The sequence below is a fragment of the Paenibacillus sp. FSL P4-0176 genome (assembly GCF_037975265.1).
GTDB lineage: Bacteria > Bacillota > Bacilli > Paenibacillales > Paenibacillaceae > Paenibacillus > Paenibacillus amylolyticus.
The window spans coordinates 2550879-2576038 of sequence record NZ_CP150242.1 but is presented as its reverse complement, the minus strand read 5'-3'; the positions used below and the strand labels follow the sequence as shown (position 1 = coordinate 2576038).

General features: G+C 46.3%; 20 protein-coding genes. 3 read left to right on the top strand and 17 right to left on the bottom strand.

The features are described from left to right. Positions 1–3 precede the first annotated feature (3 nt). The 4 genes from plsX to MKY95_RS11870 all read right to left on the bottom strand — a co-directional run bounded on the left by plsX (position 4) and on the right by MKY95_RS11870 (position 2664). Positions 4–999 (bottom strand): phosphate acyltransferase PlsX, encoded by a 996-nt coding sequence (gene plsX / locus MKY95_RS11885; RefSeq protein ID WP_017689231.1) that lies wholly within the window; start codon positions 997–999, stop codon positions 4–6. Further along, positions 996–1544: a transcription factor FapR gene (gene fapR, locus MKY95_RS11880; protein WP_047842457.1), complete on the bottom strand. Its 549-nt coding sequence runs from the start codon at positions 1542–1544 to the stop codon at positions 996–998. The genes plsX and fapR overlap by 4 nt, the downstream gene beginning before the upstream one ends. A gap of 372 nt (positions 1545–1916) precedes the next feature. Beyond that, a complete protein-coding gene (rpmF, locus tag MKY95_RS11875; RefSeq protein ID WP_017689233.1) occupies positions 1917–2090 on the bottom strand; it encodes a 50S ribosomal protein L32 in 174 nt (57 codons plus the stop codon). Between the two features lie 67 nt (positions 2091–2157). Next, complete coding sequence (locus tag MKY95_RS11870; protein WP_339198889.1) at positions 2158–2664, bottom strand: DUF177 domain-containing protein; 507 nt, start codon at positions 2662–2664, stop codon at positions 2158–2160. 463 nt (positions 2665–3127) lie between these two features. Between MKY95_RS11870 and hmpA the strand changes: the two genes are divergently transcribed. Together hmpA and MKY95_RS11860 are read left to right on the top strand one after the other, a co-directional pair. Further along, positions 3128–4363 (top strand): NO-inducible flavohemoprotein, encoded by a 1236-nt coding sequence (gene hmpA, locus MKY95_RS11865; protein ID WP_076249835.1) that lies wholly within the window; start codon positions 3128–3130, stop codon positions 4361–4363. A 218-nt stretch (positions 4364–4581) separates the two neighbouring features. Then, entirely contained in the window at positions 4582–5814 is a 1233-nt protein-coding gene (locus MKY95_RS11860) for a nucleotidyltransferase (protein ID WP_339198886.1), read from the top strand. Between the two features lie 362 nt (positions 5815–6176). Here the strand turns inward: MKY95_RS11860 and MKY95_RS11855 are convergent, their stop codons facing one another. Beyond that, positions 6177–7217: a SepM family pheromone-processing serine protease gene (locus tag MKY95_RS11855; RefSeq protein WP_076326831.1), complete on the bottom strand. Its 1041-nt coding sequence runs from the start codon at positions 7215–7217 to the stop codon at positions 6177–6179. Between the two features lie 251 nt (positions 7218–7468). Between MKY95_RS11855 and MKY95_RS11850 the strand changes: the two genes are divergently transcribed. Next, the gene (locus MKY95_RS11850; RefSeq protein ID WP_076326832.1) at positions 7469–8806 is read left to right on the top strand and encodes a nucleoside recognition domain-containing protein; all 1338 of its coding nucleotides are present in this window, start codon (positions 7469–7471) and stop codon (positions 8804–8806) included. Here the strand turns inward: MKY95_RS11850 and coaD are convergent. The 12 genes from coaD to MKY95_RS11790 all read right to left on the bottom strand — a co-directional run bounded on the left by coaD (position 8784) and on the right by MKY95_RS11790 (position 24920). Beyond that, positions 8784–9290: a pantetheine-phosphate adenylyltransferase gene (gene coaD / locus MKY95_RS11845; RefSeq protein WP_085981453.1), complete on the bottom strand. Its 507-nt coding sequence runs from the start codon at positions 9288–9290 to the stop codon at positions 8784–8786. The genes MKY95_RS11850 and coaD overlap by 23 nt on opposite strands. A gap of 1 nt (position 9291) precedes the next feature. Then, positions 9292–9900 carry a 16S rRNA (guanine(966)-N(2))-methyltransferase RsmD gene (gene rsmD, locus MKY95_RS11840; RefSeq protein ID WP_076326833.1) on the bottom strand — a complete coding sequence of 203 codons (609 nt, stop codon included), beginning with the start codon at positions 9898–9900 and terminating at the stop codon, positions 9292–9294. Between the two features lie 302 nt (positions 9901–10202). Then, the gene (locus MKY95_RS11835) at positions 10203–10637 is read right to left on the bottom strand and encodes a hypothetical protein (RefSeq protein WP_076326834.1); all 435 of its coding nucleotides are present in this window, start codon (positions 10635–10637) and stop codon (positions 10203–10205) included. 46 nt (positions 10638–10683) lie between these two features. Further along, entirely contained in the window at positions 10684–10890 is a 207-nt protein-coding gene (locus MKY95_RS11830) for a hypothetical protein (RefSeq protein ID WP_143781035.1), read from the bottom strand. Between the two features lie 183 nt (positions 10891–11073). After that, positions 11074–11379: a hypothetical protein gene (locus MKY95_RS11825; RefSeq protein ID WP_017689244.1), complete on the bottom strand. Its 306-nt coding sequence runs from the start codon at positions 11377–11379 to the stop codon at positions 11074–11076. A 168-nt stretch (positions 11380–11547) separates the two neighbouring features. Beyond that, the gene (locus tag MKY95_RS11820) at positions 11548–14595 is read right to left on the bottom strand and encodes a glycoside hydrolase family 2 TIM barrel-domain containing protein (RefSeq protein WP_339198880.1); all 3048 of its coding nucleotides are present in this window, start codon (positions 14593–14595) and stop codon (positions 11548–11550) included. Positions 14596–14752: 157 nt separating this feature from the next. Then, positions 14753–15583, bottom strand: a complete 831-nt coding sequence (locus MKY95_RS11815; RefSeq protein ID WP_036609483.1) for a carbohydrate ABC transporter permease — start codon at positions 15581–15583, stop codon at positions 14753–14755. Continuing rightward, the gene (locus MKY95_RS11810) at positions 15576–16466 is read right to left on the bottom strand and encodes a sugar ABC transporter permease (RefSeq protein ID WP_036610887.1); all 891 of its coding nucleotides are present in this window, start codon (positions 16464–16466) and stop codon (positions 15576–15578) included. The genes MKY95_RS11815 and MKY95_RS11810 overlap by 8 nt, the downstream gene beginning before the upstream one ends. 141 nt (positions 16467–16607) lie before the next feature. Further along, a complete protein-coding gene (locus tag MKY95_RS11805; protein WP_235193818.1) occupies positions 16608–17891 on the bottom strand; it encodes an extracellular solute-binding protein in 1284 nt (427 codons plus the stop codon). 353 nt (positions 17892–18244) lie between these two features. After that, positions 18245–20014, bottom strand: a complete 1770-nt coding sequence (locus MKY95_RS11800; RefSeq protein WP_339198876.1) for a sensor histidine kinase — start codon at positions 20012–20014, stop codon at positions 18245–18247. Positions 20015–20032: 18 nt separating this feature from the next. Further along, positions 20033–21580 carry a response regulator transcription factor gene (locus MKY95_RS11795; protein WP_127543821.1) on the bottom strand — a complete coding sequence of 516 codons (1548 nt, stop codon included), beginning with the start codon at positions 21578–21580 and terminating at the stop codon, positions 20033–20035. A 271-nt stretch (positions 21581–21851) separates the two neighbouring features. After that, positions 21852–24920 (bottom strand): X2-like carbohydrate binding domain-containing protein, encoded by a 3069-nt coding sequence (locus MKY95_RS11790; RefSeq protein WP_036670298.1) that lies wholly within the window; start codon positions 24918–24920, stop codon positions 21852–21854. Positions 24921–25160 lie beyond the last annotated feature (240 nt).

The following is a 25160-nucleotide window of genomic DNA, read 5'->3' as shown; positions in this document are numbered from 1 at the left end:
CACTCACTTCCCGCTAATTTCCTTAGATATGCTCTCTACCAGCTGATTCTGCACTGCAATCCGAGCTTGGCGCACAGCATTTTTGATGGCATTGCCATCAGCAGATCCATGACTTTTCACAACCAATCTGCTCAAACCGAGGAGTGGCGCTCCGCCATGCTCCGTATAATCCAGCTTTCGTTTCAACCCACGCAGCTCAGGCATTAGTACAGCTGCAGCCAGTTTACTTTTGAGAGAAGATGAAAATTGTTCCTTAAGCAAGGCGAAAATGGCACCTGCTGTGCCTTCCAGCGACTTCAGCAGGATATTTCCTGCAAAACCGTCACATACAAGCACATCACAAGCACCAGTCAGCACATCACGTGCCTCAACATTACCGACAAAACGAATTGGGAGTTGTTCCAGTAAAGGGTATGCATGTTTGGTCAACTCATTTCCTTTGCCTGGCTCTGTTCCTACATTGAGCAAGCCCACTCGTGGGGACTCAATGCCCTGTACTTTTTGCCGATACAAACTGCCCATCAAGCCATATTGTGCAAGGTGCTCCGGTTTGGCATCCATATTCGCTCCTAGATCCAGCGCAAGCACACCTACATCATCAATCGTTGGAATCATAGGCGCAAGCGCCGGGCGTTCAATGCCTTCCATGCGACCTACAACAAGCAAACCCGCTGTCATGAGCGCTCCAGTATTGCCCGCCGAGATCATCGCGTCCGCTTCGCCCTCTTTCAGCATGCGGCCTGCGACCACCATGGAGGCATCCTTTTTGCGACGCACTGCTTTGACGGGTTCATCATCCGAACCAATAACTTCGGAAGCATGCCGGACCGTAAGATTGGCAGGTCTAACACCTGACTGACTCAAAAGAGGTTCCAGCTTGGCTTCATCGCCGATCAGGACGATCTGTGTATCCGCCCATTCCGTGGCTGCGGCAATCGCACCTTCTACCGTTGATGCAGGTGCATTGTCGCCTCCCATGGCATCAATGACGATTTTCATTCCAAATGACCTCCTTCTCCGCTGTCTTCTCCACCTGAATGGTAGATTACAAAGTTGCCTTGAAACACCATTTCTTCACCTACATAAGTGAATACTTCCACTTTGGCTTTGCCCTTTTGACCCGGAATCGATCTCACATAAGCCTTTGCAATACATTTCTCTCCCAAATGAACCGAACGGACAAAGCGAATGTCTGCTGATGCAGTCAACGCGATCTCGTCATTAATAATCGCTACAGCCAAGGAGTTGGCCTGTGCAAAGACATAGTGTCCGCGTGCAATCCCTGTTCTGGAAAACACGTGTTCTTCCTTAATCTCAAACAGGGAAATCCCGCTCTTATCCAGTTGCAGATCCACAATATCACCGATAATCTCATGCAAGGGCAACGAGCGTACCTGATCATACGAGAGCTCTGCCATCAGTTTCATCCGCTCCCGAAGTTCGGGTATTCCAAGTTCCAGCCTGTCAAGACGAATCGTCTGAATACTCACCTTCAATTGGCGTGTAAGTTCCTGATCCGTCACAAACGGGTTCTCTTCTATCATTCTGGTTAACTGCTGTTGCCTCTGTCTCTTCGGTACACGTTCGATGCCTGACACCCCCCGCTGTATCGTTTACGGAACCGTCCCGTCCGGCCAGTTCAACCATTCTTTCGTGTTGCTTCTATAGTTGCATCCCTGGTCACCAGGGTCGTTCTCAAACGGATTGTGGTTCATCTATATGTAACGTCAAATCTTAGAACCTGGTACTAAACTATAGTATATCTCATCCCGTGTCAAAAAGAAAGACTGGCCTAACAAAAACAATTCACCCTTCTAGTGCAAGGATTCCATGCTTGTTAGCTCACTCTACCTACACTCTCTAATCCAAAAAAAGTAGCACCTCATCGAAATGAAGTGCTACTTAATGTCCAACTATTATTGAGAGATGATCTCTCTTGCTTTGTACGTTCCGCACACTTTGCACACGTGGTGACTAAGTTTAAGTTCGCCACATTGTTCACATTTCACCATGCCCGGTACAGCCAATTTAAAGTGAGTGCGACGTTTGTCGCGACGCGTCTTGGACGTTCTCCGTTGAGGTACTGCCATTATTCCCACCTCCTTATCAAAATCAACCTTTGCAGGTAGTCTTAAAATGTTCGATTTTCAATCATGCTCATTTAAAAAAATCCTTGAGCCCTGCAAGCCGCGGATCAATAACCTCGTTATCACAACCGCAGTCACCTTCGTTCAGCTCATGGCCACACTTGGGGCATAACCCTTTGCATGTATCGCTACATAGCGGTATAAACGGAAGATCCAGCAGAAAAGCTTCCTCGGCATAACCCTTCAGATCAACGGTATCTCCATCCACATAGAGCGTATCATCGTCTTCGTGTAATCCCTCTGGCTGTTTTCCCTGCTTGAATTGCTCATGAAAATCAATATGAAAATGTTCATTGATTGGCTTGAGACAACGGGAGCACAACATGTCCACTCCTACAGTCAGCTTGCCATGAACATCCACAACGTCACCTTCTCTGAATTCTGCAGATAAGTCCGCAGTCAGCGGGGTAACGGCTGTGATATCTTGTCGGTTAGAAACCAGTTCCTTGATCTCCCACTGTTCATTAAACTTCAGGGGACCATCACTGGTAGCCACTTTGCGAAATGGCATTAACATTTCCATCACTCCAAACGAAACCAATTTCATAATTCGTATCAAACGTATCACGACAGTTATACAGGTCAAGCCTGCTTTTGTAAAGCAATAAATCCTGACTGTATGTATTCTGACGAATCTTCGTTAAAAGTATTATGAAATTGACTTAACAAACAAAAATCATTATACCGATTTTTCAAGACGTTTGTCAACACTTTTAACTTTACACCCTATTTTAAAACCAATGGCCCAGAACCGTTTACTCCATCTGGTCTATTATAGACTCACTTTAAGATAAACTACAAGTCGTCATTTTAATTGTAGTTCCTTGCAAATAGCGGTCACATTTCGTTAACGTTTAGTGTGATCTATGTCACACAGACCCGCTTGCTCCCTATCTATACTTGCTATAAACCGAAGCATGATCAGCTCCATGACCGATTTATTATCCAACTATTTCATATTATATCGGGAGGGAAAATGTATGTTAAGCGAGCACACCATTAGAGTCATTAAATCTACAGTACCTGTACTTGAAGTCCACGGCGAAGCGATCACACGCCATTTCTATGAAACGATGTTCACAGCTCATCCGGAACTACTGAATATTTTCAATCACGCAAATCAGAAACAGGGACGACAGCAAGCCGCCCTCGCCAATATGGTATACACCGCTGCCCTGCATATCGATAATCTGTCCTCCATCCTGCCTGCCGTCCGGCAAGTTGCACATAAACATCGCAGCCTGGGTATCGTTCCCGAGCAATATGTGATTGTTGGCACCTATCTGCTTCAAGCCATCAAAGATGTACTTGGAGACGCGGCAACGGATGAAATTATCACGGCGTGGGGCGAAGCCTATAATGTCATTGCAGACGCCTTTATCGGGATTGAACAGGACATGTATACAGAAGCGGAAAACCAGACGGGTGGCTGGGAAGGGTTCCGTACCTTCAAGGTTGCCAAGAAAGTGCAGGAAAGTGAAATCATCACGTCCTTTTACCTCGTTCCAGACGATGGCCAGCCCATTGCTAGTTATGAACCGGGACAATACATCAGTATCAAAATCAAACCAGAGGCACAGTCATTTACCCAGATTCGTCAGTATAGCCTTTCAGATACCCCGGGTAAACCCCACTATCGCATTTCCGTTAAGCGTGAGCGAGGTGTATTAGAGCGTCCTGACGGAGTTATCTCAACGTATCTCCACGATCACATTGAAGAAGGTAGTCTGGTGGAGCTATCTGCTCCTGCTGGGGACTTCACGCTGATTGCAGACGATAAACGACCTGTTGTTCTCCTGAGTGGTGGTGTCGGTCTAACGCCCATGATCAGTATGTTAAATACGCTGGTTAACTTGAATGAAAATCGCAACATTACATTTTTGCACGCAAGTCCCAATGGTCAATCGCACGCGTTCCGTGATTATGTGGACAGTCTGGCCAAACGTAATCAGGGCGTTAAAGCTTATTATTGTTATACTCAACCTGAGGATGCTGATCGTGAAAATGAGTATTTTCATAAGGAAGGTTATATAGATGCGATCTGGCTTCGTCAAGTGATCGATGAACTGGATTCCACTTATTATCTGTGCGGACCAGTTTCGTTCATGCGGGCAGTGTATACGGAACTTCAGGCGCTAGGTGTTGCAGCGGACAACATTCATTATGAATTTTTTGGGCCAAAAGCAAGTCTGTCTCCCGCGCCGGAAAGTGTCTAAGCGTGCTGATTTATTAAGATGAAGAAGCCGTTCTCCGATTATCGAAAATGTGTAATATACAATAGATTTGCTGGCACAGTCTGACATCTGCTGATGTTGGATTTGTGCCTTTTTCTTGTCTGAATTGGTGCATGATTTGATCTAATACATGACATCCCCTATGATGGAATGGATGTTATACATACTCGGTTATCCAATCGAAAGGAGTACGTCTAATCATGAAAGCCGTAGGCGTTATTGTTGAATATAACCCCTTGCACAATGGGCATGTCTATCATTTGCAGGAAGCTCGGCGGCTAAGCGGCGCAGACGCCGTTGTTGCGGTCATGAGCGGCCCTTTTCTCCAGCGTGGCGAACCCGCCATCGTGGGTAAAAGGGCACGCACCGAGATGGCGCTGCACGCAGGCGCGGATCTCGTGCTTGAACTGCCGGTTGCGTACGCGGTCCAACCGGCAGAGTGGTTTGCCTTCGGTGCGGTATCGCTGCTGCACCGCACCGGCATTGTGGACTCGCTCTGCTTTGGCAGCGAGTCCGGCGACCTGGACAGCCTGCAGCGCATTGCGCGCGTGCTGGCTGTGGAGCCCGCAGGGATGCGCGAGGACATCGCGCGCCGCCTGCGGGAAGGCGCCAGCTACCCCGCCGCGTACGCAGGCGCGGCGGCAGCGCTGGCGCCCGGCGGCGTCGATGCTCACGACGCCGCTGCACTGCTGGAGCAGCCCAACAATTCGCTTGGGCTGCACTACCTGATCGCGCTGCAACGACTTGGCAGCGCGATCCAGCCCTTTACGGCGGCGCGTACCGGTGCCGCGTATCATGAGGCGACGCCCGGGCCGGGGGCGATCGCCAGTGCCACAGCCGTGCGCCGCCTGCTGATGGCGGACGGCCCCAACGCCGCCGCGCCATACGTGCCGGCGGCAACCCTTGCCATTCTGCATCGCGAATGGCAAGAAGGGCGCGCTCCCATACACTGGGAGCGCTTTGCACAGCCGCTGTTGCACCTCGCGGCCACCCGCCGTGCCTCCGAGCTGGAACGCATCGCCGAAGTCACGGAAGGCCTGGAACACCGGCTGAGCCGTGCACTCGCTCAGCTCCCGGAGCCTTCAGTCGAAGCACTCCTGAATGCATTGAAGACCAAACGATACACACGCACCAAGCTCCAGCGTATGCTCGCACACCTGCTCCTGAATCACACCAAAGCCGAGTGTTCACCAGAGCAATTGGCTGCCGGACCTGGATATCTCCGAGTCCTCGGATTTAATACTCAAGGGCAGAGCCTGCTTAAACAAATGAAGAAAACCGCATCGCTTCCTGTTGTGCTGAAACCATCGACGTTCACACACAATCAGCTGGAACTGGATATACAAGCTCAGGTTGCGTATGGGCTCGCTTGCGAGCACAGGGACACACGTAGGATGTTCAGTGACTACTATGAGTCGCCTGTGAGACTGTAATCCGCTTTTGACCATAAGGCTTCATCTCTATGGAGCTTTTTATTCCATCATCAAACAGATCATTGATATCCACTGTTCCACACTCAACTATACAATTAAAAAATCCCCTTGTTGCGCGCCTCTCAGGCACCTCGCAACAAGGGGATTTTCTTATTCACTTCTCTTATTCACTTCTCTTATTCTCTTAATTCTTGTTCTCTTAAATCTTTTGGGTATCTCTACCCCTTTGGGTCTAGTGAGTCTGTTGATCTTCTCAATTCTCTTGATCATATTTCATTCCACTGTAATCAATTATTCGGATTTCATCCGTTCTTTATCCATCCGGTTCAACTCAAATCGATCTCTTCCCGCCCGATTATAACCTATGATTTCACGGACAAGGTTTTCAAATAAGCCAGCGCATCATCCACCGTGCTCACAGGCACAAGTTTCATTTTGGTGCCGATCTGTTCAGCCTTGGCTGCTGCTTCCTTATAGTTATCCTTCGGTACAAAGAAGATCTCCGCTTCTTTTCGATCAGCGGCTACAATCTTGTGTACTACACCACCAATGGCACCCACCACACCCTCCTTGGTAATGGTACCTGTACCCGCTATTCGATGCCCCTTGGTCAGATCTCCAGGTGTTAACTGGTTATAGATCTCCAACGTAAACATCAAGCCGGCAGACGGACCACCAACCTGAGTATCGGTGAAGGAGATCTGTTTGTCCGGCTCTTCAGCTTTCACCTTCTGAACCGTACCAATCATTACTCCGAGTCCCGGGCGGGTTTCACCTGTTTTATTGTCTTTTACCTGAATCAGTTTCACGTCCCGGCTAATGGTCTCTCCACCACGTTCCAGTTGCATTCCAACCGTATCTCCGACCTTTTTATCTTTTAACTCGGCAGAAAGCACCGTATTATCCGGCGTAGCTGTTCCGTTCACTCCCAGAATGATATCTCCCGGAGCAATGTCTCCTTCCGGTTTTGGATCTTCAGACAGTCCAAATACAAAGATATGTTCAGGTACAATAGAGTAAGTCACACCAGCCTGCTCATATGCAGCCTCCATTGCGGAGGATTGTGAGTCACTCATGAACCACACCTGTTCGGCAGAGTATTCCGCTTCGCTTTTGCCGCGCAGTCGGTCTTCCTTTTTATCCACTTGAGCATTTTTATTGAACAGAGAGGTTCCTAGCAAAAACACATTGGCATATGTTGCCGACACGGTTGTCATCATGAACACACCGTGTTCTTCCTGGTCTCCGCCCTTAACGGTTACCATTGGTTTTACTTCATCTGCACTGCCAGGCATATATATGATATACGGCGTTGGCATGTACACGGCAACATAGACGACCAGAGCCACCACGATCACAAAGATCGAAGCTCTGAATCCGCCAGATTTCCGAATCCGATTCATCGCATGAGCCTCCGTTCTTTGTATCTCTATATAAGCTGAACTCTACACTAATCAGCAATCGTAATTCCATCTTGTTTAATCATTTTTTTCAAGTCTAACACTCTGGTCCTTGTGCATACAATGGTACAGGCCGGATAGGCCGCTGTATACAATAGCCTGTCCGGTCAAGGCCGAACCGCCCTTCGGGCGTCATTCGGCCGTCCATAACGATTCAGATGCCGAATCGGCGTTATCTGATATGAGGTGAAACGATGACATTACAGAGCGAGGTTAGAGATTCTGGCCCGTTACGAACGATAATCCTAAGTACCGGCGCTTTAATGTTGGTCATTGCGGTAGTTGCGTCCCCCAAAGAAGCGTTTGACGCCTCTATTCAAGGTCTGGATATATGGTGGAAAATCATCTTCCCTGCCATGCTCCCGTTCCTCATGTTATCCCAAATGCTCACTGCGTTTGGCTTCACCCACGCGATCGGCGCCTTGCTCGGACCGTTAATGCAACGCTGGTTCAGACTCCCAGGCAACGCAGGTCTGGCGATTGCCGTTGGCATGTGCGGCGGATTCCCCGCAGGAGCAGATGCGGTATCCCGTTTATTTCAGGATAGACAAATTACCGCCAAGCAGGCGGTTGTCCTTGCGGCGGCATCTCATTTTGCCAATCCAATGATGATCATTTTGGTCGTTGGTGCTGCTTTTCTTCACCAGCCGGCGGCCGGATATTTTCTACTCGCGGTCCACTGGATCAGCGGCTGGATTGCTGCCATTCTTGCCACACGTCTCCTGCCAGCACCGGGTAACCAGACAAACAGGGTTGGCTCCACAGCCGCGCAAACAGATAACAACTCTCTTGATTCTCAGTCTGCAAGTCCTGCAAGTTCCACAAGTCGCTCATCTGCCCCCCACCACGCTACGAACAAACGACGCAGTATATGGTCTGATATGATGATTGCAGCGAGGGAAGCACATCGTCGTGATGGAAGAGGATTTGGCAAACTGCTCGGTGACACCGTATCCCAAGCTGTGCAGACCTTAATGATGACTGGGGGATACATGATCGGTTTTGCCGTATTTATCCGGTTGGTCTCCCTTTATCTGACTCCCGGGTCGTCTGCTGCGCTGTGGCCAGCCTTCTTCGAGCTTCACCTCGGCACCTATCATTTGAGCCAGACTTCATTAACACCCATGCTGCTCATGTCTCTACTTGCAGCCGTTCTGGGATGGGGTGGTTTATGCTCCCATCTGCAAGTCTCTGCTGTATTGAAAACAACTGGTCCAAGCAGCAAATCGATGTTGTACTTTGCCGGAGTTCGTCTGACTCATGGATTAATCGCCTTTTTCATCAGTCTGTTCCTATGGATGCCGTTCAGCCGTTATAACACAGAAGTCTGGACCACATTACAGACGAATGCAGAGCGAGACCTCTCGACACCATTTGGTTGGCTACTCATACATAGTCCAGGTAACACATACACGATCAACACCATTTGGAGCATCTTCCCTGCTGCATGCATGGGACTTGCGTTACTTCTTGCAGTCATGGTTAGTCTATCAGGTCTTACCTTCTGGTTTAACCGCCGGTTTTCTCGCTGATTTTCTGACGGAGCGCAGCTTCCACTTCAGGTGAGACAAGATCTGTAACATCTCCATGATAATGAGCGATTTCTTTGACGATGCTGGAACTTAAATAGGAATACTTCGGATTTGTCATCATAAATATGGTTTCCGCATCCGGGTTCAACTTGCTATTGGTCGACGCCAATTGCAACTCGTATTCAAAATCAGTTACCGAGCGTATACCACGAACGATGACCTGAGCTTCCTTTTGCCGGACATAATTGGCTGTCAGATCGCGGAAACTGTCCACTTCGACATTCGGTAGATGGCGGGTTACTTCCGTAATCAGTTCCTTGCGTTCCTCCACCGTAAACAGCGGATTTTTGCTCATATTGTTCAACACAGCCACAATGACGCGATCAAATTGCTTCGACGCTCTGGCGATAATATCCAGATGCCCCATCGTTACGGGATCAAAACTTCCAGGATATACGGCGATCCGTTCCTGTCGATGTATCATTTCAGTCATGAGGAGCCTCCTCTTCCGGTGTAATGGATTCTCCATCTTCAATTGCTTCAGGCGCATAATAATAGATGGATACTGCCGTCTCCCCATACAAAGCCTTGCGCGTTTGTTCAAACGGGCCGAATTGCTCAGGGTAATCATGTTTGGATTCATATTCAAGCACGATGGTTGCTTCGGGTTCCAAAAGTTCCAGTTCGTGCATGGTCAGCATTAACTCGTGCCCGTTCTTCATGCGATATGGCGGGTCGAGAAACACCAGATCAAACGTTGTGCCTCGCTTGGCGAGTGCCTTCAATGCTCGACCTGCATCATTACGATATACGGCCGCCTGGTCTTCCAGCTTGGTTGCCTTCAGATTCATGCGGATGACTTCAATACTTTTCGATTCCAAATCAACAAAAACAGCCTTGTCCATGCCGCGGCTCAGCGCCTCAATACCGAGACCTCCACTGCCTGCAAACAGATCCAATGCTGTGCCGCCCTCAAAATAAGGACCAACCATGCTAAATAACGCTTCCTTCACCTTGTCGGTGGTTGGCCGCGTACCCGTGCCAGGAACAGCCTTCAGCGGCCTGCCTTTTGCACTCCCAGATACCACTCTCACTTGACGAGTCACCTTTTCTCTATGTAAGTTTATTGATACGACTATCGTACCACATTCGGGTTCGGTTTGAAAAATGTGCGGTCTTCATTTCCCTTGGAAAATTGTTGACGAATTGTTGACGCATATGTATAAAAAGGAAACAATCGGGCGATTCTATAATTATCGACATCACAAGTGTCGTAGACAACCGCGGAGAAGACTTACGTTTCCCCATAAGCTCTTCGTCCGGTTTCTCCTCTCCCATGAAAAAGAAGCTCTCGAAAGAGGGCTTCTTTTTGTTGTTTATGTTTTAATTTATTTTGCTAGTTATACTTTTCTTCAAATTCACTTATGTCGGCTTGCTCTTCGGTCTGCAACCATCCGATCTCCCTCAGCCACATGCCCATATCTGCGATAAACTCATTCACTTTTAAATGTTCAATCTTGTATTTCTGGATCTTTTCACTTAAAAAAGCATAAAACTCATGGCTTAAGACATACCGTTGTTTGCTTTTGCTTAATGTCTTATACCGATCCTCGCTGACCACCAGATCAAAATAGATGACATTCTCCTTCTTCACATGCCTGACCGTGGACCTTCTCTCGTATTCCTCAGGAAGACACCTGAAGACAAAGAATAGTTCAATATCTACTATTTGATATTTGCTTTCTGCTTGATCAAAAACAGACTGCAACTCATCCGAAAGATTGGCAACTTGCGTTAAACCTGAAGTGTCAGTTGATCGGCCCAGAATCATCACTAAACTCCTCCTTGTGCCTTGCCCCAACGTAGCAAGAGCTATACTAATTCATCTCTCGATGCTTCCGATTAGACCTTCGCAAATTGATCAATGGAATGATGAGTGCAACAACCGGTAAGAGAAGATTTATTGAACCATTCTTAATCATCATGAAGGTAATAAACAACACGGCGAGCCAAGTCATAATCTCCATCATTTCATATTTGGTTAACGTCAGCTTGAATGCTTTTTTCGAAATGAAACGAATCAAGAAATAAGCGATCAAGCTATAGAACAGGATCATTCCCAAGATAGCAACTAGGATTATGAGGTACATATCCACCATAAAAATCTCACCCGACCCTTATATCATTTTCTTAATTTTACCATATAAGAGATAAGGTGTCATTCCAAATTCCAAACCAGCGCTTCGTCAAGACTGGCAATTTACGCTTTACTTCTCTTCAACAACAATCGTTGCATTATAGATCACAACACGTTTCCCATTGAGATCAAATAATACTTTATTGCCGTATTCCGTATCTTCCACGTCAATCTTGCCATCATAGGTCTGAATCAATTCACCATTATTGCTGTACACTTTAACAACCCTCTCCAGGCCACCCGAGTTATTGGACCTCATCGTTTTGAGTGCACGTTCACCCGAAGCGGTATTGAAATACCATATGAAACATCCAACTATGATACCCAAGAAGACCAACACCGTCACCCATATACCTGTCTTTGCTTTTTTACTCATCTTGAACCCCCTCTTATGTTTCCTGTCTCGTACATTACGAGGTTGGAGAGAGAACGGTTTCATACAATGCCCTCAAGCTGTTCGTTGACATAACAAAACAGAGGCCTCCGATAGCGAAGACCTCTGTTCTTTATAGAATACATTCTTTATTCTGTATGATCCTTTTACTTACAGTGCACGAATGACAAACTCAAATGTCAGTTCGCCGTCCGAAGGGATCAGGTATTCCGGATGAACCGGAGCACCCCAGCTGTCATCACCGCCAACACCCATTTGTTTACCCGCTACAGTCACGACCGTATAGTGTACAGGAGGCAATTCGTACGCATGTTGTGCATTCTCCAGCTCAAATGCCGTATATGGTGAAACATTCAGCTCAACCGGAGTTCCGGATGCTTCAATTTTGAAGCCACGTCCCGCGTTGTCTGTCAATTTGGCCCAACGTACGCCCGTACGGTTGCCTGATTCCTGTGGTACCAGATATGGAGCCATGGTATCAGCTACCTTGCTGCCATGGATACCCAGACGTGCGCCAAATGCGCGGTCTGCATAGTTTTCTTCTGGTCCCATCGCAAGCCATTCCACGTTTTCGAAGTCAGGTGATGTTCTGAAGGACAATGCATGAATTGGCAAGTTTGGCAATCCAGCAGTACCTTTGTACGTATTATGCACACGCACACTTCCATCTGCATGAACGGTATATACCACTTTCACTTGTACATCCTCCGAAATGTTGAGCTTGTACGTGAACTCGATCCGGTATTGATCCGGTTTCTGTTCCGCTTTCCACTCTACAGAACGTGGCATCAGGCTCGCTGCATACCAGGCGCCCAGTTCGAAGCCCATCGCCATACCTTTGTCATTATCCGTCATTGCACGCCAGAAGAGCGGTGCAGGTGGTACAGCAATCGTCTCGCGACCAGACAATTTCAGGGAAACCAGTGTCCCAAACTGTTTGGAGAACAGCGCGTGTGTCTTGCCAGCACGAACACCGATGTTAACGTCACCTTCGATAACTTGTACATCACTTACAAGATTCAAGTCGACTTCAACTGCATCATTTACCTGATCCTGTGTGAAAATAAACTGTCCAAATGCCACTTCTTCGCCTTTGTCAGCCCACAGTGTAGCTTCTTTTAACACAAATGCAGTGTTCACAGCGTACTCGCCGCCCGCCAGAGCTTCTGCACCCAGCGGAAGTTTCACTACCATCTCGCTTTGGGCATCCACGTTGACTTCCAATGTTCCACGCAGCACTTCATGTCCATCGCGCTCCAGGCTGTATACCAGTTCCAGCGCAGATGTATCTGCGAACAGATTACCATTCACGATTTTGACACCTTCACGATCCGGGAACAGCTTGATGTTCTGGTACAGGAATTTAACCTCCTGCATTTTCGCAGTTACTTTACGGTCAGCATGGACGATACCGTTGCCACAGAAGGAATAGTCTGATGGACGATCACCAAAATCTCCGCCATAAGCGAGGAATTCTTTGCCGTAACGATCTTTTTTATAAATGGATTGGTCGATGTAATCCCAGATGAATCCACCTTGATACATCGGATATTTGTCTTCCAACTCTGTATATTTGTGCATACCGCCAATAGAGTTACCCATGGCATGCATGTACTCACAGCTGATATAAGGTTTCGTCGGGTTTGCATTCAGGAATTCCTCAATGTCCGCCGGTTTGGCATACATGCGAGTCTCCATATCACTTGTTTCATCGAAACGGCGATCATGGAATACACCTTCGTAATGTACCAGACGTGTTGGATCAGCTGATTTGAAGTATTGGGATACTTTGTAGATGACTTCACCACCATGTGATTCATTACCACAAGACCAGATCAGAATGGACGGATGGTTTTTGTCACGCTCCACCATGGATACAGCGCGGTCCATAACGATATCATGCCATTCCGGTTTGTCACCTGGAATAACCCATGAAGGCTCAACAGCACCAAGTTTCTGCCAAGATCCGTGTGTCTCCAGGTTCATCTCGTCAATAACATATAGTCCGTATTCATCACACAACTCGTACCAAAGACTTTGGTTCGGATAGTGTGACGTACGTACGGCATTCATATTATTCTGTTTGATCGTACGAACATCCCACAGCATATCTTCCTTCGTAACTGCACGTCCACGACGCGGGTTGAACTCATGACGATTCACACCTTTGAATACGATACGTTTACCGTTGATGTGCATCACTTTATCAATCATTTCAAATGTACGGAAACCAACGGCTTGAGGAACAACCTCAACCAGTGCACCCGCAGCATCATATACACGAATATAGAGACGGTACAAGTATGGAATCTCTGCGCTCCACAGGTTCACTGTACCGATATCTTCACGAAGACTTACTTGCCCATCGTTAACTTTGGATTCAAACATTTTAACGGTATTGCCTTCACGATCACGAAGTTCAGCCTCTACTCGCGCTCCAGCAACCGCTTTTCCTTCCAGTTTCAAATCTAGTTGCAACGTACCGTTGGTATAGGACTTGTCCAGATCTGTGCGAACATGAACATCACGAACGTGTGCAGTTGGGACGGTATACAGATACACATCTCTGAAAATACCGGAGAAACGCCAGAAATCCTGATCTTCCAGCCAGCTGCCTGTGCTGCGTTGATACACCTCAACCGCGAGTTTGTTCTCTCCATCCTGAAGGAATGGCGTCAGGTCAAAATCAGATGGCGTGAAGCTGTCTTCTCCGTATCCTACGAATTGTCCATTAAGCCATACATAGAATGCAGACTCTACACCCTGGAAAGAAATATATACCGGATTCGACTCCCAACCTGTCGGCAGGTGGAATGTGCGAATGTAACTTCCAACCGGATTTTTATCCTGTGGTAATGCCGGCGGACGAATTTCGTTCAGACCATCCCAAGGATATTGTGTATTAACATATTGAATCTGTCCGTATCCTTGTAGTTGGATATGCCCCGGAACTTCAATATCATCCCAGCCTTCACTGGAAAAATCGGATGTATAGAAAAACTCAGAACGGCTGTCTGGACGAATTGCATAGTTGAATTTCCACGTACCATTCAGATCATAACGCATGGACATCGCGCCTGAACCTACAGCCTCGTCCATTGTTTGGTAGTAACGGTGATCGGAATAGGCATGAAGTCGGTTTACCTCAAATACACTTACGTCCCCCAACCAGTTGATATCTGCCTTTGTTGCTTTCATCGGCTCTCTCTCCCTTTAAAACGTTATAGTTTGACTTATTCAAGGTTAACGCTGGATTTCCTTTTGCTTTACATAAACAAAAAAGACAGAGGTACGCCATAACAGCGCCCTCTCTTCTTTCCTGCATCCGTCATTTGCACGGATTATGCTGTTTTCATTACTTCACGGAACCTACCATACCTGCAACAAAATGTTTCTGCATGATGAAGAAAACGATTGCTGTAGGCAGTGTTGCAATCACGATTGCTGTCATGATTACTCCGTAATCCGGAGAATAACCAGCACCCAGATTTGAGATCAACAGTGGAATCGTTTGTTGGTCAGGTGTTTGCAATACAATGAGTGGCCACAGATAGTTGTTCCAGCTACTCATGAATGTAATGATTGCTGCCGCTGCATATGTTGTTTTCATGGTTGGCATATAGATCTTCAAGAAGATGCCGAGTTCACTCAAACCATCAATACGTCCAGCTTCCAGCAAGTCTTTCGGGAACATTTTGGTGTTCTGACGGAAGAAAAAGATCAGGAACGCTGTTGCGATGGTTGGCAGGATCACTGCTGCCATCGTGTTGATTCCGATAACCGGTGCAACTCCAGAGATTGTTGCAAACATACGATACAGTGGTACCATAATCGCTGCAAACGGGATCATCATGGATAACAACAGGATATTAAACACAATGTCACGAGACTTCGTGCGATATACCTCGAAACCATAACCTGCCATGGAACCAATAAACAGTGCCAAGAGAGTGGAGACCACAGAGATAATCGCCGAGTTTCCGAGAGCCTGTACCAGATTTGTCGAATCAATCAGTTTGTTGAAGTTATCAATAAAAGCTGAACCGGGCAGCAGTCTACCCTTGGTGACATCGACTGATGCATTTGTTGAACTGACCAGCATCCAGAAGAAAGGGAAAATGGATACAAAGGCGACGATGGATAGGAACACATACGTGAAAATCCGTTTTGCTTTAGCTTTAGCCATTTTTATTATCACCTGCCACTTTAAACTGGATGATGGACAATACAATAATCAAGATTACGATGGAATACGACACTGTTGCTGCATAACCGAAGTCCGGTGAATATTTGAACGAAAGGTTGTAGATGTATTGTGAAATCGACATGGTCGCATTACCTGGACCACCTTTGGTAATATTCATGATCTCATCAAAGATTTGCAATGTACCAATCGTTGATGTGATGGACGTGAAGAGGATAATCGGTTTAAGCAAAGGTACTGTGATTTTGAAGAATTGTGTAAAAGCATTCGCTCCGTCAATTCTTGCAGCTTCATAGATCGATTGATCGATGTTTTGCAGGGATGACAGATAGAAAATCATGTTATATCCGGTCCAACGCCAAGTAACGGCGATTATGATCGTAATTTTAGCCCAGAACGGGTCTGTGATCCATTGAATTGGATCTCCAATAATGTGCAAGCCCATCAGGAATTGATTCACCATTCCATCTGGTGCGAACAGATATTTGAATACAACAGAGTACGCTACCAATGAAGTTACACAAGGCAAGAAAATCGCTGTACGGAAGAAGCTCCGGAAACGTAGTGTGCTGTCATTCAGCAATACGGAAATAAACAAACCAAGAATGATCATTACAGGCACTTGAATAATCAAGTAGATAAATGTATTCGATAATGCTGTACGGAACGTTGTATCAACTAACAATCTTTTGTAGTTAGAAAGGCCCGAAAATTCAAGATTGGCTCCTACACCAGACTTGAACGATAAGAGCAGCGCTTGGATCATCGGGTAGAAGTAAAATGCAACAATCCCGACAACAGCCAGCAAAACAAAAGCCCATCCAGTCAAATTATTTTTCTTTTGGAGACTGTCTCCTGTATTCATGGCTTTCACAGTATGGCTCCTCTCTCTCCATGGAACATGGGTAGAACCCACGGAGCCCCTCGCCATATCCGGTTCGACTTGCGCCGGACATAGGAGATGGCTCCGATGTTTCCTAGGGTTCTATAAGTTACCTTGGGTATCTTAGTTTAATTGTGCTTCAGCTTGTTTTTGTGCATCAGCCAGAACGTCATCGATTGATTTACCGTTCAGGAATGCTTGCATTTCTACTACCAGAATATCTTCAATGGCATATGTGTTGATACCATAGTTTACGCTTGGAATTTCTTTCGTCCAATTTGCAAAGTCTGTGAAGATTTTTTGTCCGCCGAAGTACTCGTCTGCTTTGGCATACGCGTCACCATCAACTGCTGGTTTGTACGTACCAATTGCGCCGATGTTGTTCAACAGATCTTGATACAATTGTTTATCAGAACCAAATGTTTTTGCTACAAAATCAGCTGCTTGATCTGCGCCAGGAACGTTGTTCATAACATACCAAGAGCTACCACCCAAGTTGGATGCGTGAACAGAGTTTGCTTGACCAGCCATTTTCGGTATTGGAGCTACAGCCCATTTACCGGATTGGGAAGCTTCTTGACGTACAGATGGTGAGAACCAGTTACCTGTAGGAATTGTTGCTACGCTACCGTTATTGGCGTTGGCAACGAATTGACTCCAGTCAGAGTGCAATTTAACAATGTTGGCATCCATCATTGCTTTGTAAGTAATAAACGCTTCTTTCAGAGCAGCATTATTAGCAATGTCAGGTGTTTTACCATCTTCTGCGGAATACCATTTACCTGCAGTTTGGATCATCATACGAATCAAACCAAGGTCATTCGGGTCAAGAGAAAGAAGCTCTTTACCTGTTTTAGCTTTTACGTCTTTACCAATTTGGATGTAGTCATCCCAAGTGATGTCTTGCAGGTCAGCTGCTTTGTAGCCAGCTTGCTCCAGCAGATCTGTTCTGTAGTACAAACCAGCAACGCCGGAGTCAAATGGTACTCCGTATTGTTTACCATCAAACGCTGTTGGTCCGAGTTTGTAATCTGCAAAATCGGAAGCCGTGATACTGGAAGACAGATCTTTGAACGCATCAGGATATGCATTCAGGAAGCTTTGTGAACGATAGTCTTCAATCAGAACTACGTTTGGAAGACCACTGGCAGTTCCGGAGTTAAGACCTGTGTTCAGTTTCTGAATGATATCAGCTTGAGCGTATTCAATGATGTTAATTTTCACATCAGGATTTGCTTTTTGATATGCTTCTTTTGCTGTTTCCATTGCAGCTACGTTAAAAGCTTTGTCCCAAGCCCAGACCGTGATTTCGTTTGTTTTTTCGTCACCACCACTAGCGGATTTACCTCCGCCACCGGATGAACATGCGGACAACAGCAGTACTGTAACGAGCATCAATACCCACATTTTTTTCAAAACATTCAACTCCCCTTCGACCTCTTTGTGTGTAATTTGTTTGCGTTTTCTGAAAGCGGTTGCTTTCGATGTATTCATCTTATCATTCCCATATCTCCATTCGTTAGTAATAATTTTGTACGGATTTGTCATCTTATTGCCACAATGAAAACCTTTACAGAAATCGTTTGCATTAAATTTGGTTTTTTGTAATTTCTTTTGATTTTGTAATTTCTTGATCTTGAAATAGTACAAAAATGATTTTACCCGCTTTACCCTCTGAAACGTGAAAATCCCCCGACTCTGTAGAAAACAGAAGCGAGGGATCTCGATTTTAAGTGTATTTAATGGAATCGGGTTTCGATTCAACTCGTGATTAAAGGTAGTGTAACGGTGACTCTCGTTCCTTCCCCAACCGTACTCATAATGGTGACCCCATAAGGTGATCCATATAATAACTCAATACGGTCATGTACATTGCGAATACCGATCCCACTGAATAGTTGACGATTGTTCTTTGGATTGGGCAACGTTTCTCCCATGACAAGCCCTTCAATTCCATCCCCATTGTCCATAATCTCACAGATGAGTGATTCTCCCGCTCTGGAAACCATGACATGAATCGTACCCGTTTCTTTCTTGATGAATCCATGGAAAAATGCATTCTCGATAAACGGCTGGATCACCAGTTTGGGTACATGATAGTGTGTACAATCCGGAGCAACGTAGAAAGCTGCTTTAATCCGGCCACCATATCTGACGTGATTAATGAAGACATAATTTTTCAAATTCTCGACTTCTTGTTCCACTGTAACCGTCTGACTCACATCACTGATCGTATTTTGCAGCAATCCAATTAATGCATTAATCGTCTCCGCAGCCCTGTCTTTGTTGCCTTGTTGCACCAGAACTTTGACAGATGCAAGTGTATTGTACAAGAAGTGAGGATTAATCTGACTCTGTAATGCCGCAAGCTCTGCATTCCGTTGTTCATGCTGTGTCTGTACTAACTGATCCACATAATCATGCAGTTCATCAAGCATGTAATTGTAAGCATGACCAAGCTGCCTGCTCTCGTAGCTTCCGCTCACCGGAATATAGTTGTCCAGATCACTTTTTGTAATGTTGGACATCTGCTTCACAAGTCTGCGCAGTGACTTGGTAATCTGGCTGGTGATGAGAAACACAAGGATGAGTGCCCCCACAACGATAGCTGCACAGATCAGGGCAACCGTCTTCATGTCGATAAGTTGACCCATCGCCAGATCCTTATCCACTACATTGACAATATAAAACCGATAGAACGGTAAATACTCGGATAACACAACGCTATCCTGATCCATCACACGAGCATTAATACTTCTCGGAGAGTTGTTGTTCATATCCCGGGCATACGATAGCAAATCCAGCTGAGTTGTTCCGATCCAGTCTTCACGATTCGATGATACAATCTCACCTTTTTCATTCATAATGACCACATCATTGCCACGACTTGTAAAGCTGCTGTAAAATTGCCGGAATATGTCTTCTCTCATCGTGACATAGAGCGTACCGTATATCCGGCTGCGTGTTCGGTCCGTCAACGCTTTCGTCGCAGAGATCATCTGCTGACTCCCGAGCGTTGACTCGTTTTGGTAAACATCAAAGATAAGACGACTCGGCGTCTCAGCGGCTTCCATCGTAATTGGCTCCTGCTTCAATTCATCCACGGACAACTGAAGGTGAGCACGATTCGTGGAATAGCTCCGTCCATTAATCCCGATAATTGTTATCCCAACTTCGTAGGATTCTGTGATGGATTGAACGCGGTCCATCGTTTCCCTCATATTATAGAAGGATTTGGCCATCGTGAGGGAATCGGCATCACCTTCGGACAGGAATCCTCGAATCGATCCACTCTGCGTCACATTATTCGATACGGCAGCAATGGCCTCATTAAAAGATTCAAAATTTGTTTTGATCTGATTAAGCACCTTGGAGTTTGTGATACTGAACGTCTCAGTAAACAGATTGGTTGACATGTGAATGGTCGTCCATAAGATGAGTACAGAAACGAGGACAATACTGACCACCATAACCAGAAACAACTTGGGAAACAATCCGAGACGAGATAATTGGTTCATCCATTTCTTCATGATCTTATCCTTCTGACTTTATGCCCAGAATTTGCGCCGGTATCGGCTTGGTGATAATCCGGTGAATTTTTTGAACACTTTGCAAAAGTAACTATGATCGGAATAACCTACCATACTGCTAATCTCAGAGATCGTTACATCATCGGATCGTAGCAGTTCCTCGGCTTTTTCAATCCGAATTTTATTTAAGTATTCATTAAATCCTTCTTTTTTGTGAGATGAGAAATAACTGGATAAATACGATGGATTAAAATGAAAGTGCTTGGCTACTTCAGCAAGCCCGAGCGGCTGATCAAAGTGCTCATGCATGTAATCCAGCAACATCTTCATGTTGGGATCACTTCGTTTTCCACCCGCACCAACGGTGCACTCCTGAACTTCCGTCATGAATTGATCAAGCACGGTCATGACTTCGTCCAGACTCGAAGCCCCGTCCACATTTTTAAAATAAGTATATTTGCTCTCTTCCAGCCCGGCAGACTGGACATCCATATCCGCGAGGGTAATGGTCACGTTAAATATCAAGTTACCGAGAAATGATTTGATTTCAAAAACATCGGCAATATAATCCCGTCCAAGTGTTTTTGCATGATCCTGTAAATACTCCCTTGCCGCTTCGACCCGGTTACGCTTCACATGCTGCAAAAACATATTCACATTAAACTGGTAACCTGCGGAATGCATTGGAGGCAGTTCACCATACACCAGGATTGGTCGATCCTTATAATAGAAACGATATTCAATCAGCTTAATCAGGCGTTCCCGGTAAACAACACCCATCTGTTCAAATGAAGTAAAGCTTTCACTAAGCACCCAACCAGGACTGTCTTCTCCTGTTGCATTTTCACTGGCCAACTGTCTGATCCGTTCAAGCATCCATTCATCTCTCGCAGGATCGACATTAAGAAGCATCACAGGTAATGTACCCTCTGCGGGAACCATTGCACATTCTACTTCAGGCAGATCACAGCGGAGCTTGGACTCAATCTGCTCCTGATCCATCTTCAGTGGATTCCCTCCAGCACCCACGGGTTTATACACAAGCAAGCGAAAGGATTCATACGGAAAGGTATCTCGAATGATCGGCATTTCGCTATCTTCATCCAGTGTAAATCCGGACAGCATCTTCTCCATCAGTTGCCCAAGTCTCCAGCCATCGTGCGACGGCTCGAACTGTAATTCCGGAATTTTACCCGCTGTGCGTTGAAGGACTTGCAATAATTCATTTGTATCCAGCTTGGGTTTCAGTATATAATCGGCTGCCCCGTGCTGAAGCGTTGAACGTACATACTCGAATTCACTGAAGCTGCTAAGTACAATAACTTCAATCTGCGGATTACTGGCTTTTAGTGTACGGACAAACGTTTCCCCATCCATGACAGGCATGACAATGTCGGTGATCACAATATCCGGTTTTAACAGGTTCACCTGCTGTAATCCTTCTTCACCGTTGGAAGCTTCACCCACAATGATAAATCCTTCCGCTTCCCAGTTCATATGGTGCTTTATGCCCTGTCTTACCAGAAACTCATCGTCAACAATCAGCACCTTGCACAACCGGTTCATGATCGCGACCCCCTTGTCTAATCTTTCCTCTATATCTGTACAGGCTATACCAACTATTATATATCGGTTATAAACACTTTCCAGTGTTAGCGGTTACATTAATTCTAAATTAATTGTACATCTTTTTATATCCTAAAACGATCCTTTAAGCAATGGTAACTATCTATAGTTTACACTATATTTCGACAAAATAAGAAGCCCCGACTCGCCATTTGATCATCTGGCGAATCAGGACCCCTATTTCAATCCTTTATTTCGTTAAATCACTCACTTATGGTTCAATTCCCCATTGGAGACTTCCCGCGATATAACCAGTGACTTTGGACCAGTCCGTATAGGAAGTCTGACTACCTGCAAAAGAATAATCATCCGTTTGCGTATAGTTGGTCCAATTGTTCTTGGAGATGCGCGTATGGATTTCTGTGCTTTGTCCTGCATTCAGAGTTCCAGCGGAAGCTATGAATCCAATCTCAAGCACGTGGTCAGCACCTGTCCGAACCGGATTGAGTGCACTGAACGTGCCTGTTACATTCGCACTGCCAGCAGTCGCCCAGTCAGCGAAGAAGTTCTGAGGCTGTTCGCCGTTTATCGTGTAATAGTATCTGATCTTCACATCAGACAGATTCAAGGCTGTAGTACCTGTGTTTGTCAGTTTGAATTTGGGACTAATCGAGCTGCCCGTCGCTGAAGTGTTACTGTTAAACATCTCAATGCGTATGGTTCCAACAGGTGCAGCTGTTGTGTCTTTAATGAGCAGATTCAAGGTCGCAGGAGCACCTGCGCTGAATTGAAAGGTTAGCGTCACTGCGCCATTGGGAAGTGAAGCCAAGTAGTTTTTACTTAATACGACCTCATTGCCTGTCAACGTGTAATCTGTACCTGAAACCAGTGTTGCATTCCCGTTGCGAATGGATGCAAGTGTATTGCCGTTAAGTGTTAACGTGACTGGAATATTAATCTGATTGCCTGCTTTGCGATCAAATTCGGCTGTAACCGGTGTAATCGCAGAGTTGGTCACTGGAGTACCTCCGCCATTGTTACCTCCAACACGGTCAGCATACAAAATTCCGCGGCCATTTGTTCCGAGATATACTCTTCCATACAAACGCGGATCACCCGTAATTGTAGTTACACGAGCATACTGATGCTGATCATCATTGATACGAACCCAATTGGCACCACCGTCATCGGAGCGGAAGAATCCACGTGTTCCATCGATCTGTGCAACCGTGTATAACGCAACAACACTCTGCCCAGGGGCCGCTTTACCAAATCCGATACTGTCTGCTTCCTCTACATTGGCAAGCTTCGTGAATGTTGCGCCTGAATCCGTAGAATGCCATAATCCGTAAGGACCTTCTTCCTCACTACCACCTGCAAACCAGAGTTCACCTTCAACACCTGGAACGGCATCCAGATCGGCATTTCCTTCCATCGGAAGTCCGGTCGCAGATGTTGCCGTGAAAGTAGCACCACCATTCACACTCACATAGATTTTACCCGCTGCAAATCCATAAAATTTGTTTGGATTGACACGATCCGAAATCACTTTTGCCTGTGCAGGTATGCCCGTACTTGCCGTCCATGAATTGCCGTCAGTCGAATAATGTACGCCTTTATCTGATGTGCTCCATACGAGTCGGTTACCATTCGCAGAGATGGCTACGGTCCCTCCTCCGGTTGTGCCGGCAGGTTCTGCATTAGCCTTATACCACGTAGTACCTCCGTCACTGGACAAACCCATGGATTTTGCATTTGGATCAGCAGCATAATCTGCTTTACCTACGCGAACCATCGTATTTGGACTTAACTCTGCAAAATCCAGACTTTCTGTGGAAGGATAGTTCGGGCTCGTAAATATGGTAGCTGGAGCCTGGTCCAGATTGTTATGACGGAATCCGGAGACATCTCCCAATCCGCTTATCAAATGTGCACCACTTGGCGGGCTGACCAGATCCAGTACGGCAATCTCCTCAACCCCCTTCGCCATCACTGAAATATTGATTTTTTCATCATCATCCCAGTCTGTCAGGTTCTTCGTTCCATAGATCGTAGCACCTGTTCCATACATCATACGATCCGAATCAAACGGATCAATCTCCAGATCACCGATCATCCAGCCCAGTTTTGGGGTTGTTTCGGGTGGGGCAGGATTGGTGCCAAATGTGAGCCATGGCGCTGCCGAAATATCCTGTGTATAACGTAACTTCCGATTCGGATATCCTTCAAATTCCCATATGCGTGTCCACGTCGCTCCGCCATCTGTACTCCGGAACAAGGTGGCATCCGGCCACCAGGAATTTAATGTCGCAACCATCAATGTACCGGGATTCTGTGCATCAACAGCCAATCCGCCATATCCAAAATAATTATCCGTGCTACTGCTTGGAACAGGGCTGATGTTGGTCCAGACACCTGTCGACGTATTCAGTTTCCACACGTCACCTTTTGCCCCATCATAGGGTCCAACACCATCGCTGTACGTTATATAGAGGCTTCCGTCTGAATCAAACACACCATGATGCGGAATATAACCTGTAGGTTGACCAGCAACAGCTGACCAGGTCAGGCCGCCATTTGTGCTGCGATATACGCTTTGATCTTTATCCGCAACACCCACATAGATTGTCTGGGTTGCTTGCCCTGCCGAACCTGTTGTTTTGTCAAATGTAATCCATGCCAGACCCACGATGTCACTGGTATATTCATTCGAAGGATCTTGCACATAATTTCCCGGATTCGGGAAGCTTGTGACTTCGTTCCAGGTCACACCGTAATCGGTACTTTTCCATAACCCATGACCACTTCGTGCACCGAAATACAGAATACTGTTATCATTTGGGTCCACGGTCAGGCGTTCTCCCATTGAACGTCCCGGCATGTTGCCGCCCACTTTGAACGGAAGTGTTGTGGTTTGCCATGTATCTCCCCGGTCCGTAGAGCGCAAGATGGAGCCATTATTTTGATCCCATGAATTCGTATACGTCCCAACTGCCATATACACCCGATCGGGATCAACCGGGTCCGTAGCCAGTGCGTCCACACCATTCTTGTTCCAGTCATCCCAGCCGACAAAATCCGTTAAGGGTATCCACCTCTCGTCAGCCGCATTCCAGCGATAGGCTCCCCCGATATCCGTACGGGCATAGATCAGATCCTTTTCCGACTCGTTGAAAATAATACCCGGCACAAACCCGCCACCTGCACCAGTCACCACATTTTTCCACTCATAGGCTTCACTTGGTGCCGCCGCTGTTATTCCAGCAAGTCCTCCCAGCGAGGCGGTTACTACAGCAACCGTCAGGCTCATCATTCGCAATTTCCTCATAAACGTTCTCATATTAACTTATCCTCCTCTTCTACTTCGTTACTGCATTTCGGTCTATCCCCGCTGTCTCATCGTGCTGATGATGGCGTGCCAGACGAATCAATGCATCCCTTGATACAAGAAGCCTCACCCCCTTCCAGTCATATTGTTAAGCGCTTACATAATTGTTCTTGATTCGCGGTTATCTGGATAATACTTTCAATAAATAACATTCGCTAGCAATCTCCAAACCCCTCTGTCGAAATTCCGATT

Excerpts from the sequence above, each read along its gene's own strand:
- plsX (WP_017689231.1), bottom strand. The coding sequence starts at position 999 with ATGAAAATCGTCATTGATGCCATGGGAGGCGACAATGCACCTGCATCA.
- fapR (WP_047842457.1), bottom strand. The coding sequence starts at position 1,544 with ATGATAGAAGAGAACCCGTTTGTGACGGATCAGGAACTTACACGCCAA.
- rpmF (WP_017689233.1), bottom strand. The coding sequence starts at position 2,090 with ATGGCAGTACCTCAACGGAGAACGTCCAAGACGCGTCGCGACAAACGT.
- MKY95_RS11870 (WP_339198889.1), bottom strand. The coding sequence starts at position 2,664 with ATGTTAATGCCATTTCGCAAAGTGGCTACCAGTGATGGTCCCCTGAAG.
- hmpA (WP_076249835.1), top strand. The coding sequence starts at position 3,128 with ATGTTAAGCGAGCACACCATTAGAGTCATTAAATCTACAGTACCTGTA.
- MKY95_RS11860 (WP_339198886.1), top strand. The coding sequence starts at position 4,582 with ATGAAAGCCGTAGGCGTTATTGTTGAATATAACCCCTTGCACAATGGG.
- MKY95_RS11855 (WP_076326831.1), bottom strand. The coding sequence starts at position 7,217 with ATGAATCGGATTCGGAAATCTGGCGGATTCAGAGCTTCGATCTTTGTG.
- MKY95_RS11850 (WP_076326832.1), top strand. The coding sequence starts at position 7,469 with ATGACATTACAGAGCGAGGTTAGAGATTCTGGCCCGTTACGAACGATA.
- coaD (WP_085981453.1), bottom strand. The coding sequence starts at position 9,290 with ATGATACATCGACAGGAACGGATCGCCGTATATCCTGGAAGTTTTGAT.
- MKY95_RS11835 (WP_076326834.1), bottom strand. The coding sequence starts at position 10,637 with ATGATTCTGGGCCGATCAACTGACACTTCAGGTTTAACGCAAGTTGCC.
- MKY95_RS11825 (WP_017689244.1), bottom strand. The coding sequence starts at position 11,379 with ATGAGTAAAAAAGCAAAGACAGGTATATGGGTGACGGTGTTGGTCTTC.
- MKY95_RS11820 (WP_339198880.1), bottom strand. The coding sequence starts at position 14,595 with ATGAAAGCAACAAAGGCAGATATCAACTGGTTGGGGGACGTAAGTGTA.
- MKY95_RS11815 (WP_036609483.1), bottom strand. The coding sequence starts at position 15,583 with ATGGCTAAAGCTAAAGCAAAACGGATTTTCACGTATGTGTTCCTATCC.
- MKY95_RS11810 (WP_036610887.1), bottom strand. The coding sequence starts at position 16,466 with ATGAATACAGGAGACAGTCTCCAAAAGAAAAATAATTTGACTGGATGG.
- MKY95_RS11805 (WP_235193818.1), bottom strand. The coding sequence starts at position 17,891 with ATGTGGGTATTGATGCTCGTTACAGTACTGCTGTTGTCCGCATGTTCA.
- MKY95_RS11800 (WP_339198876.1), bottom strand. The coding sequence starts at position 20,014 with ATGAAGAAATGGATGAACCAATTATCTCGTCTCGGATTGTTTCCCAAG.
- MKY95_RS11795 (WP_127543821.1), bottom strand. The coding sequence starts at position 21,580 with ATGAACCGGTTGTGCAAGGTGCTGATTGTTGACGATGAGTTTCTGGTA.
- MKY95_RS11790 (WP_036670298.1), bottom strand. The coding sequence starts at position 24,920 with ATGAGAACGTTTATGAGGAAATTGCGAATGATGAGCCTGACGGTTGCT.